Annotated in this window: 9 protein-coding genes and 1 pseudogene; all 10 read left to right on the top strand. The window is 71.7% G+C overall.

Annotation, left to right across the window (positions count from 1 at the left end):
* A pseudogene (locus BWR60_RS37425) lies at positions 1-222 on the top strand (type VI secretion system protein TssA); the annotation flags it as partial.
* Between the two features lie 49 nt (positions 223-271).
* Positions 272-802 carry a type VI secretion system contractile sheath small subunit gene (tssB, locus tag BWR60_RS33625; RefSeq protein ID WP_034848252.1) on the top strand — a complete coding sequence of 177 codons (531 nt, stop codon included), beginning with the start codon at positions 272-274 and terminating at the stop codon, positions 800-802.
* Positions 803-806: 4 nt separating this feature from the next.
* Positions 807-2,312, top strand: coding sequence for a type VI secretion system contractile sheath large subunit (tssC, locus tag BWR60_RS33620; RefSeq protein WP_088157287.1), 1,506 nt, complete (start codon positions 807-809; stop codon positions 2,310-2,312).
* A 161-nt stretch (positions 2,313-2,473) separates the two neighbouring features.
* On the top strand, positions 2,474-3,955 hold the full coding sequence (tssC, locus tag BWR60_RS33615) for a type VI secretion system contractile sheath large subunit (RefSeq protein ID WP_230983264.1): 1,482 nt from the start codon (positions 2,474-2,476) through the stop codon (positions 3,953-3,955).
* A gap of 28 nt (positions 3,956-3,983) precedes the next feature.
* The gene (locus BWR60_RS33610) at positions 3,984-4,787 is read left to right on the top strand and encodes a type VI secretion system accessory protein TagJ (RefSeq protein ID WP_088157285.1); all 804 of its coding nucleotides are present in this window, start codon (positions 3,984-3,986) and stop codon (positions 4,785-4,787) included.
* 14 nt (positions 4,788-4,801) lie between these two features.
* A complete protein-coding gene (tssE, locus tag BWR60_RS33605; RefSeq protein WP_088157283.1) occupies positions 4,802-5,296 on the top strand; it encodes a type VI secretion system baseplate subunit TssE in 495 nt (164 codons plus the stop codon).
* Positions 5,289-7,097, top strand: coding sequence for a type VI secretion system baseplate subunit TssF (gene tssF / locus BWR60_RS33600; protein WP_088157281.1), 1,809 nt, complete (start codon positions 5,289-5,291; stop codon positions 7,095-7,097). Before tssE ends, tssF begins: the two co-directional genes overlap by 8 nt.
* Positions 7,094-8,122: a type VI secretion system baseplate subunit TssG gene (gene tssG, locus BWR60_RS33595; protein ID WP_179222059.1), complete on the top strand. Its 1,029-nt coding sequence runs from the start codon at positions 7,094-7,096 to the stop codon at positions 8,120-8,122. Before tssF ends, tssG begins: the two co-directional genes overlap by 4 nt.
* A gap of 27 nt (positions 8,123-8,149) precedes the next feature.
* Complete coding sequence (gene tssH / locus BWR60_RS33590; RefSeq protein ID WP_088157277.1) at positions 8,150-10,861, top strand: type VI secretion system ATPase TssH; 2,712 nt, start codon at positions 8,150-8,152, stop codon at positions 10,859-10,861.
* 48 nt (positions 10,862-10,909) lie between these two features.
* On the top strand, positions 10,910-11,679 hold a 770-nt coding region (locus BWR60_RS33585; RefSeq protein ID WP_144445851.1), incomplete at its 3' end, for a type VI secretion system-associated FHA domain protein.

Genomic DNA, 11,679 nt, shown 5'->3' with positions numbered 1-11,679 from the left:
GGCGAGATCCGCACCCGCGAGGATGCGTTCCGCCTCGTTGAACTGGCCGCGGCCTGGTTCCGTCAGGCCGAGCCGCAGGCCGTGATCTCCTACACCCTGACGGAGGCCGTGCGGCGCGCACGGCTGTCGCTGCCGGAGCTTCTGGAGGAGCTGCTGCGCGACGAGACCGCGCGCGGCGACTTCCTGATCACCGCCGGCGTCAAGCCGCGCAGCGGAGAGTGACCGTGGATCAGCGCCCTTCCCCCAACCCCCTGAGCCAGGCGAGACGATGATGTCCAGCATTCATGACAAGCTTCAGCGCGTCCGCAAGCCTCGCGTCCACATCACCTACCAGGTGGAGACCGAGGGCGCGGTCGTCGAGAAGGAACTGCCCTTCGTCGTCGGCGTGATGGGAGATTTCTCGGGGGACCCGACCCAGCCCCTGGCGCCGCTGCGCGACCGGAAGTTCGTGCAGATCGACCGGGACAATTTCGACGACGTCATGGCGCGCATCGCCCCGGGCCTGAACATGCGGGTGGAGAACACGCTGAAGGGCGACGGCAGCGAATTCGCGGTCAACCTGGCGTTCAAGTCGCTGGACGATTTCGAGCCGGCGGCGGTGGTCGCCCAGGTCGAGCCGCTGCGCAAGCTGATGGAGACGCGCAACCGGCTGCGCGATCTGATGTCCAAGGTCGACCGGTCCGAGGACCTGGAAGCCCTGCTGGAAAAGGTGCTGCAGAACAAGGAGCAGCTGTCGCAGCTGTCCAATGCGCTGGACAAGGCCGACAAGCCGGCCGCGGGCGGCGACGAGACGAAGGAGTAAGGCGATGGCCGTGGAACCCACCCCGCAGGCCCAGGGCGCCGCCCAGGCCACCGAGACGGCCGAGTTCAGCCTGCTGGACCAGGCGATCGGCGCCACCAAGCAGACCGAGCCCGAGCGGGCGCAGGAGCTGCTGCGCACGCTGACGGAAGAGGCGCTGAAGGGCACGGTCACCTATGACCGCAACCTGACGGTCACGCTGAACCGGGCGATCGCCGCGATCGACGAGCAGATGTCGCGCCAGCTGGCCGCGATCATGCACACCGACAAGTTCCGCAAGCTCGAGGGATCCTGGCGCGGCCTGCACCACCTGGTGCAGAGCAGCGAGACCAGCGCGCAGCTCAAGATCCGCGTCATCAACGTCTCCAAGCGCGACCTGTACCGCGACGTCAGCAAGGCGGTCGAGTTCGACCAGAGCCAGATCTTCAAGAAGATCTACGAGAGCGAGTTCGGCACGCCGGGCGGCGAGCCCTACGGCGCGCTGATCGGGGATTACGAGTTCACCAACCACCCCGAGGATGTCGAGCTGCTGCAGCATATGAGCCAGGTGTCGGCGGCGGCCTTCGCGCCCTTCATCTCGGCCGCGGGCCCGCAGCTGTTCGGCTTCAACGACTACACCGAGCTGTCGCGGCCGCGCGACCTGGAGAAGATCTTCGAGTCCCAGGAATACGCCAAGTGGCGCAGCTTCCGGGACAGCGAGGACAGCCGCTTCGTCACCCTGACGATGCCGCGCGCCCTGGCCCGCCTGCCCTACGGCGCCAACACCCGCCGGATCGAGGAGTTCGGCTATGAGGAGGCGCCGGCCGACGCCAGCGGCTCGGCGCGGGCCATGATCCATGACAATTACTGCTGGATGAACGCCGCCTATGTGATGGGCGCGCGGCTGACCGACGCCTTCGCCCAGTATGGCTGGTGCACCGCGATCCGGGGCGCCGAGGGCGGCGGCAAGGTCGAGAACCTGCCGTTCCACACCTTCGTCAGCGACGACGGCGACCCGGACCACAAATGCCCGACCGAGATCGGCATCACCGACCGCCGCGAGGCCGAGTTGTCGCGGCTGGGCTTCCTGCCGCTGTGCCACTACAAGAACACCGACTACGCCGTGTTCTTCGGGGCGCAGACCACGCAGAAGCCGAAGAAGTACGATCGGCCGGAGGCGACGGCGAACGCCGCCATCTCGGCCCGCCTGCCCTACATGATGGCGACGTCGCGCTTCGCCCATTACCTGAAGGTGATGGCGCGCGACAAGGTCGGCTCCTTCCTCGAGGCATCGGACTGCGAGGCCTGGCTGAACCGCTGGATCATGAACTACGTGAACAGCAACAAGGATGCCGGGCAGGAGATGAAGGCCCAGTATCCGCTGGCGGAGGCCAAGATCTCGGTCAAGGAGATCCCCGGCTCGCCGGGCGCCTACAACGCGGTGGCCTGGCTGCGGCCGTGGCTGCAGATGGAAGAGCTGACGACATCCCTGCGCATGGTCGCGCGCATCCCCAATGTCGGCGGCAATTCCTGATCCGAAGGCCCAGGCGGCCATGCCCGCGGCGGATCCGGCGCGGCCGGCCGCGCCTGGGCCGGCGCCGCTGGGCCCGCAGCTGGTCGACCGGATCCTGGCGGGCGGCGGCCGAGAGGCCGCCGGCGGCGCCGGGGCGGTCGTCGCCGTCCTGGNCCGACGCCGTGGCCGCGGCCCAGGCCGAGGTGAAGGCCCATCCGGGCGACACCGGCAAGCGCGTCTTCCTGGCCGAGACCCGCACGGCGCAGGCCCTGTCGCTGTGGTTCGGGCGTGGCCGGGCGGCGCAGCTGCTGCAGGACCGGCGCGCCCTGCTGGCGGCGCTGGACCGGGACATCGCCTGGCTGGATGCGCTGCTGTCCGCCCAGGTCGACGCGATCCTGCACCGTCCGCAGTTGCAGCGCCTGGAGGCCGGCTGGCGCGGCATCGCCTATCTGGTCCGCATCGCCGGCCAGTCGGACCAGACCAAGGTGCGCATCCTCGACGTGTCCTGGCCCGAGGTCTGCCGCGACTTCCAGCGGGCGATCGAGTTCGACCAGGGCCACCTGTTCCAGAAGGTCTATGAGCAGGAGTTCGGCATGCCGGGCGGCGAGCCGTTCGGCGTGCTGGTCGGGGCCTATGAGCTGAGCCATGTCCCCGGCGCCGACCGGGCGACCGACGACGTGTCCGGGCTGAAGGGCATGGCCCAGGTCTCCGCCGCCGCCTTCGCCCCCTTCGTCGCCGGCGCCCACCCGACCCTGCTGGGGCTGGAGAGCTTCGCCGAGCTGGGCCTGCCGATCGACGTCACCCGCGGCGTCTCCGGCCCCGCCTTCGACCGCTGGCGGGCGCTGCGCGACCTCGACGATGCGCGCTTCCTGGGGCTGACCGCGCCGCGCGTGCTGATGCGCCCGCCCTGGCCCGACGACGGCAGCCGCACCGACGGTTTCCGCTATCGCGAGGACGTGTCGGCGCCCGACCTGTCGGGCTATTGCTGGGGCCCGGCCAGCTTCGCCTTCGCCGGCACGCTGATCCGCGCCTTCGACAGCTTCGGCTGGTTCGCCGAGATCCGCGGCGCCTCGGCGCTGGGCGGCACGGGCGGGCTGGTGATGGACCTGCCGCAGCTGTCCTTCGGCACCGACCGGCCCGGAATCGGCCTGCGGTTCGGCACGGATGTGGAGCTGACCGACGCCATCGAGAAGGACCTGTCCGATCTCGGCCTGATCGCCCTGTGCCGGGCCCGCGACACGACCCATGCCGTGTTCCACGGCAATGCCTCGCTGCAACGGCCCAAGAGCTACGACACGCAGGCCGCCACCGCCAATGCCGGGCTGTCGGCGATGCTGCAATATGTCTTCTGCATCAGCCGCTTCGCGCATTACGTCAAGATCATCGGCCGCGACCGCGTGGGCGCCTTCCAGACCGCCGAGGACTGCCAGGAGTTCCTGCGCCGCTGGCTGCTCGAGTATTCGATCTCCAGCGACAGCGCCAGCAACGAGCAGCGCGCCCGGTTCCCGCTGCGCGAGGTCGATGTCGCGGTGCGCGAGCTGCCGGGCCGCCCCGGCCTGTACAGCTGCACGATCCATCTGCGGCCGCATTTCCAGCTGGACCAGGTGGCGTCGAGCTTCCGCCTGGTCACCGAACTGAACGCCCCTGGCGCCCGGGCCGCGTGATGCCCGGGCCCCGATCGAGGATGCTGCGATGAGCGACGCGACCGCCCATTTCCAGGCCGGCCGGCTGGCCGACGCCGTGGCCGCGGCCCAGGCCGAGGTGAAGGCCCATCCGGGCGACACCGGCAAGCGCGTCTTCCTGGCCGAGCTGATGTGCTTCACCGGCGAGTTCGAGCGCGCCGACCGGCAGCTCGACGTGATCGGCGACCAGGACCCGGGCGCGGCCCTCGGCCTCGCGCTGTTCCGCCAGCTGGTGCGCGCGGCGCAGGCCCGGGCGGAGTATTTCAGCGCCGGCCGGGTGCCCGAGTTCCTGAGCCCGCCCGAGGCGCATCTGCAAGCGCTGCTGGCGGCCGGGGTCGCGCTGCGCGAGGGCCGGGAGGACGAGGCGGCCCGGCTGGCGGCGGAAGCGGAGGCGGCCCGCCCACCCTGCCCCGGCCGGATCGACGACACCGATTTCGATGACTTCCGCGACGTCGACGACATGGTCGCCCCGGTGTTCGAGGTGCTGACCAGCACCGGCAAATACTACTGGGTGCCGGCCGAACGCGTGCTGGCCGCCGAGTTCCACGCCCCGCAGCGCAGCCGCGACCTGCTGTGGCGCCGGGTGACGATGAGCGTGGCCGACGGGCCGGACGGCGACGTGTACCTGCCCGTGGTCTACGCCGCGGCCGCGGCGGGCGGCACCGAGGATGCGGCGCGGCTGGGCCGCGTCACCGAATGGCTGGGCGGCGACGGGTCGCCCGCGCGCGGGGTCGGGCAACGCTGCTGGCTGGCCGGGGAGACCGCCGTGCCGATCCTGCAGGCGCGGCACTTCGCGGCCCGGCCGGCGGCCTGAGCCCGGCGCCGGCCATGGCCAGGGACGACACCGCCCTCCTGCTCTCGCTGCTCGACCGGCTGCTGGCCGACGAGGCCGAGCCCGCCATGCGCAGCGGCGTCCGCCGCACCACGCAGTCGCTGGCCGAGATCCGCAACGGCGTCCGCCGCGACCTGGAGAACCTGCTGAACACCCGGGCCCGGCCGCTGGGCTGGCAGCCGGCCTGGACCGAGCTGGCCTCGGCCCTGCCCGGCTACGGCATCCCGGACTTCACCGCCATGCCGATGACCTCGACCGAGGACCGCGAGCGGTTCCGCGCCGTGATCGAGCAGACGATCCGCCGCTTCGAGCCGCGCTTCCGCAGCGTCAGCGTCCGGCTGCTGGAGAATGCCGAGGGGCTGGACCGCACCCTGCGGCTGCGCGTCGACGCGCTGATGCATGCCGACCCGACGCCGGAGCCGATGACCTTCGATTCGGTGCTGGAGCCGGTCAACCGCAGCTTTTCGGTGACGACGCGCGGCCATGGCTGAAGAGCTTCTCGCCCATTATCAGCGCGAGCTGACCTATATCCGCCGCCTGGCCGGCGAGTTCGCCGCCGCGCACCCGACCATCGCCGGCCGGCTGCGGCTGAGCGGCGAGGCGACCGACGATCCCTTCGTCGCCCGGCTGATCGAGGCCTTCGCCTATCTCAACGCCCGCGTCCGCACCAAGCTGGATGACGATTTCCCCGAGCTGACGGACGCCCTGATCGGCATCCTGTACCCGCACTACCTGTCGCCGATCCCGTCGATGACGATCGCGCGCTTCGATTGCGCCCCGGACCTGACCGCGTCGTACCAGCTGCCGGCCGGGTTCGAGGTGAACACCGAGACGGTGGCGGGCGACACCTGCCTGTTCCGCACCGCCTATCCGGTGACGCTGTGGCCGATCGCGCTGGACACCGTGGCCTTCGGCGCCAGGCCGATGGCGGCGCCGCCCAATCCGCGCGCCGCCGGCACCACCGCGATCCTGCGCATCGGGCTGAAATGCCTCGGCGATTCGGTCACCTTCTCCTCGCTCGGCCTCGACCGGCTGCGATTCTATCTGTCGGGGCCGACGCAGCAGGCCCTGCCGCTGTACGAGCTGATCCACAACAACTGCGTCTCGGTGGCGCTGGCCGAGGGGCCGACCGACCCGCATCCGGTGATCCTGCCGCCGCGGTCGATCAAGCCGGTCGGCTTCGCCGCCGATGAGGGGCTGCTGCCCTACCCCGCCCGCTCCCATCTCGGCTATCGGCTGATCACCGAGTATTTCGCCTTCCCGGAGAAGTTCCTGTTCTTCGACCTCGAGGGGATCGAAGCCAAGACGCTGATGCAGTCCGGCAAACGGCTGGAGATCTTCCTCTACCTGAACCGGACCTCGGCCGATCTGGAGCGCAGCATCGGCGTCGAATCCCTGGCCATCGGCTGCAGCCCGATGGTCAACCTGTTCCCGCTGCGGGCCGAGCCGATCGCCGTCAACCAGGCGACGACCGACTACCGGGTGGTGCCGGATTCGCGGCGGCCGATGGCCACCGAGGTCTATTCCGTCGCCGGGGTCGAGGGGTCGGACGCCCAGGGACAGTCGACCCGCTTCGAGCCGTTCTACGCCATGCGGCCGGGCGGCCGCCGGGCCTACTGGCATGCCGACCGGCGGCCGGGGCGCCCCGGCGACCCCGGCACCGAGGTGTTCCTGTCGCTGGTCGACGAGGCCTTCGACCCGGCCGCGCCGGCCGGCATGACCCTGTCGACCGAGATCCTGTGCCTGAACCGCGACCTGCCCAGCCGCCTGCCCTTCGGCGGCGGCCATCCGCGCCTGACCCCGGTCGAGGCGCCGGCGGCGGTGCGGCGGGTGCAGAGCCTGACGCCGCCGACGCCGACGCTGCGCCCGGCGCTGGGCAAGCACGGCCGCTGGCGGCTGATCTCGCATCTCGCGCTCAACCACCTGTCGCTGACCGACGATGCGGGGGGGCTGGACGCGCTGCGCGAGGTCCTGAAGCTGTACGATTTCCGCGGCGCGCCGGAGACGCAGGCGATCATCGACAGCCTGCTGAAGGTGTCGAGCCGCCGCGGCTCCGCCCGCATCCCCGGCGACGCGCTGGGCGGCTTCGCCCGCGGCGTCGACGTCACGGTCGAGTTCGATGGTGAGCGCTTCGCCGCCGCCGGCCTCTACCTCTTCGCCTCGGTGCTGGAGCGGTTCCTCGGCCTCTATTGCAGCGTCAATTCCTTCTCGCGGCTCACCGCCACCGTCCGCGGCCGGCCGCAGCCGCTGAAGCGCTGGCCGGCCCGCGCCGGCGAGACGGTGCTGCTGTGACCGGCCCGCTGGAGCGGCGCCCGACCGCGGTCGAGGCCTTCCAGGCCATCCGGCTGCTGGAGGCCGCGGCCCGCAAGGCCGATCCGGGGCCGGACGGCCGGGGCCGGCCGGTCGGCGAGGATCTCGACCCCGCCAAGGAGGCCGTGCGCCTGACCGGCAGCACCGCCCTGGCCTTCCCGGCCGGTTCGGTCGCGGGGTACGAGCCGCCCGAGGGCGAGGCCCCGCCCCGCCTGGCGCTGACGCTGTTCGGCCTGGTCGGCCCGTCCGGCGTCCTGCCCAGCCACATCACCGCCGAGGTCAACCGCGCCATCCGCATGAAGCGGCCGGCGATGAAGACCTTCCTGGACCTGTTCCACCACCGCCTCGCCTCCTTCTTCTACCGGGCCTGGGCCAAGTACCGGCTGCCGGTCGCCTATGAGCGGTCGGGCGGCGCCGAGGACGATGTGTCAGGCGCACTGCTGGCCCTGGTCGGGCTGGGCACGCCGCATCTGCGGCGGCGGCTGGCGGTCGAGGACGAGGCGGTCGTCCACTATGCCGGCCATTTCGCGCGCTGGCCGCGCTCCGCCGCCGCGCTGGAGGCGATGCTGGCCGACTATCTCGGCCTGCCGGTGTCGGTGACGCAATTCGAGGGCAGTTGGCTGCCCCTGCCGGCCGAGGAGCAGACCCGCACGCCGTCCGCCGCGGCGCCGGAGGGCGCCTTCTGCCAGCTCGGCGTCGACGCCGTGGTCGGCGAGCGGGTCTGGGACGTGCAAGGCAAGTTCCAGGTCCGCGTCGGCCCGGTGTCCTGGGCCCGCTTCCAGACCTTGATCCCGGGGTCGGAGGATGTGCGGCGGCTGGTGGAGTTGACCCGCCTCTATGTCGGTCCCGGCCTCAGCTTCAACCTGCGCGTGGTGCTGGACCGCACCGACGTGCCGGAGCCGCGGCTTGGCACCGCCGCCACCCGGCTGGGCTGGACCAGCTGGGCGGTGTCGCGCACCCCGGCCGCCGACCTGGCCGACGCCGTCTTCGAATTCGATCCCGCCTGACCCGCCCCGCATTGACGAGACAGAGCCATGGCAGCCATTGATCTGAAATCCCTTGTCGGAAAGCTGAACACCCCCTGCCGCCGGGCGCTGGAGGGGGCTGCCGGCCTGACCCTGTCGCGGTCGCAGTTCAATGTCGAGATCGAGCACTGGCTGATCAAGCTGCTCGAGGACGACCAGGGCGACATGGTCGCCTGCCTGCGCCATTTCGAGATCGACCCCGGCCGGGTGACGGCCGAGCTGAACCGGGCGCTGGATCGGCTGAAGACCGGCAACACCCACCCGCCGGCGCTGTCGCCGTCGCTGGTGTCGCTGGGGCGCGAGGCCTGGCTGCTGGCGACGCTGGAATATGGCGAGGAGCGGATCCGGTCCGGCCATCTGCTGGTGGCCCTGCTGGCGGATGAGACGCTGGGCCAGCACGCCCGCTCCGCCTCCGCCCTGCTGAGCCGCGTCCCGCCCGACGTGCTGCGCCGCGAGCTGCCGCGGATCACCGGCGCCACCGCCGAGGGCCGGGAGGCCGCGACCCGCCCCGCCGCGACGGCCGAAGGTGGAGCCCCGGCCGCCCCCGGTGCCGGCCCCGGCGGCCGGACCGAGGCGCTGGACCGCTACACCATCGACCTGACTGGGCGGGCCAAGGCCGGGAAGATCGACCCGGTGCTGGGCCGCGACACCGAGATCCGGCAGGTGATCGACATCCTGACCCGGCGGCGCCAGAACAACCCGATCCTGACCGGCGAGGCCGGGGTGGGCAAGACGGCGGTGGTCGAGGGCTTCGCCCTGCGCATCGCCGCCGGCGACGTGCCCGAGCCGCTGCGTGGCGTGGCGCTGCGCACCCTCGACCTCGGCCTGCTGCAGGCCGGCGCCGGGGTGAAGGGCGAGTTCGAGAACCGGCTGAAATCGGTGATCGAGGAGGTCAATGCCAGCCCGACGCCGATCATCCTGTTCATCGACGAGGCGCACACCCTGATCGGCGCCGGCGGCCAGGCCGGCCAGGGCGACGCGGCCAACCTGCTGAAGCCGGCCCTGGCACGCGGCGAGCTGCGCACCATCGCCGCCACCACCTGGGCCGAGTACAAGAAGTATTTCGAGAAGGACGCCGCCCTGACCCGCCGCTTCCAGGTCGTGAAGGTGGAGGAGCCGGGCGAGGCGGCGGCGATCGGCATGATGCGGGGTATGGTGCCAATGCTGGAGTCGCATCACCGCGTCCGCATCCTCGACGAGGCGGTGCAGGAGAGCGTGCGGCTGTCGCACCGCTACATCCCGGCCCGGCAGCTGCCGGACAAGTCGGTCAGCCTGCTCGACACCGCCTGTGCCCGCGTGGCCATGGCCCAGGCCGCCACCCCGGCGGCGGTTGAGGCGAGCCAGCGCGAGATCGACCGGCTGGATGCCGAGATCGCGATCCTGACCCGCGAGCAGGCGACCGACGAGACCCGGGGCGAGGAGATCGCGGCGCTGCAGCAGCGGCGGGCCGACACCGAGGCGACGCTGGCCACGCTGCGCGACCGCTGGCAGGAGGAATCGGGGCTGGTCGACCGGATTCGCGACCTGCGCGCGCGGATCGAGGCGGCCGAGGGCCTGCCGCCTGCCGCCGGCGCCAAGGAGAAGCCGGCCGCCGACGCCCCGCCGGCCGCGCCCGCCGACCCGGCCGAGATCGCCGCCTGGCGGGCGGAGTATGGCGAGGCCCGCGCCGCCCTCACGGCGCTGCAGGGCGAGGCGCCGCTGATCCCGGTCGAGGTCGACGCCCAGGCGATCGCCGAGGTGGTGGCCAACTGGACCGGCATCCCGGTCGGCCGCATGGTGTCGAACGAGATCCGCGCGGTGCTGACCCTGGAGGACAGCCTGCGCGAGCGGGTGGTGGGCCAGGACCACGCCTTGGGCGCGGTGGCCCAGGCGATCCGCACCTCCCGCGCCAAGCTGACCGACCCGCGCAAGCCGATCGGCGTGTTCATGTTCGTCGGCTCCTCCGGCGTCGGCAAGACCGAGACGGCGCTGGCCCTGGCCGACCTGCTCTACGGCGGCGAGCAGAACCTGACCGTGATCAACATGTCGGAGTTCAAGGAGGAGCATAAGGTCTCGCTGCTGCTCGGCTCCCCGCCCGGCTATGTCGGCTATGGCGAGGGCGGCGTGCTGACCGAGGCGGTGCGGCGCCGGCCCTATTCGGTGGTGCTGCTGGACGAGTTGGAGAAGGCGCATCCCGGCGTCCAGGACGTGTTCTACCAGGTGTTCGACAAGGGCATGCTGCGCGACGGCGAAGGCCGCGACATCGACTTCAAGAACACTGTCGTGATCATGACGTCGAATGCCGGCACCGACCTGATCGCCAAGCTGTACGCCGATCCGGACACGGCGCCCGACGCCGCCGGCCTGGCCGCGGCGCTGCGGCCGGAGCTGCTGAAGACCTTCAAGCCGGCCTTCCTCGGCCGCATCTCGGTCATCCCCTACCTGCCGCTGGGCGACGAGACGCTGCGCAGCATCGCCCGGCTGCAACTGGAGCGGATCCGCAAGCGGGTCGAGGAGTCCTACGGCGCGCGCTTCGTCTATGACGACGCGCTGGTCCAGGGGCTGTGCGCCCGGGCGACCGAGAGCGAGAGCGGCGCCCGCGCCATCGAGCAGATCCTGTCGCGCACCGTCCTGCCCGAGCTGGCCGCCCTGTTCCTGGCCCGGATGGCGGAGGGCGCGCCGATCGAGGAGGCGGGCGTGTCGTTGGACTCACAGGGCGCCTTCCAATATCGTGTGTCCTAGCATCGTCAGGGGCGGCCCGCCCCGCACCGCCGCGTGGGCCCGCATGCCATGAAGCTCATTCTCGACCTGATCTCCGGCAGCGGGGAATCCCGCAGCTTCGACCATCGCGGCCTGACCATCGGCCGCGGCGACGACTGCGACTGGGTGCTGGACGACCCGTCGCGCTTCCTGTCGAAGAGCCACTGCTTCATCGACTATGTCGACGGCAGCTACGTGCTGTTCGACCTGTCGACCAACGGCACCTTCGTGAACGGCAGCGACGCGCCGCTGGGCCGCGCCAACAGCCGGGCGCTGTCGGACGGCGACCGGATCGCCATGGGCGACTACCAGTTCGCGGTGCGGATGTCCGGCGCCGAGGCGCCGTCGGCCAGCCATTCGATCGATGTCGACGACCCCATGGCCTATCCGTTCGGGATCGAGCCGAAGGGCGCCGCCCCCGCGGCCGGGCGGCTGCCGTCCTGGTCGGAGGAGGCCCGGCCGGAAGACCCGTTCGCCTTCCCGGCCGGCGGCGAGGCCGACCAGCGCTGGGCGCGGCCGGCCGAGCCCGACCACCTGCCGGCGGAGCAGGTGGCGTTCCGCCCGCCATCGCCGAAGTTCCAGGAGATCCCGGAGGACTGGGCGGCCACGCCGGAGCCGGAGCCGATCCGCGGCAAGGCCCCGCCGCGGCCGATMCCGGCGGGGCAGACCAGTCCGCCGGGATCGGCCGCGGCGGGGCCTTGCCGCGGATCGGCTCCGGCTCCGGCGTGGCCGCCCAGTCCTCCGGGATCTCCTGGAACTTCGGCGATGGCGGGCGGAACGCCACCTGCTCCGCCGGCAGG

Origin of the sequence: Inquilinus limosus, from assembly GCF_002195995.1 — a bacterium.
Taxonomy (GTDB): Bacteria; Pseudomonadota; Alphaproteobacteria; order DSM-16000; family Inquilinaceae; genus Inquilinus; species Inquilinus limosus_C.
The sequence above is the reverse complement of the archived record's forward strand: the minus strand, read 5'-3'. Positions and strand labels throughout refer to the sequence as shown.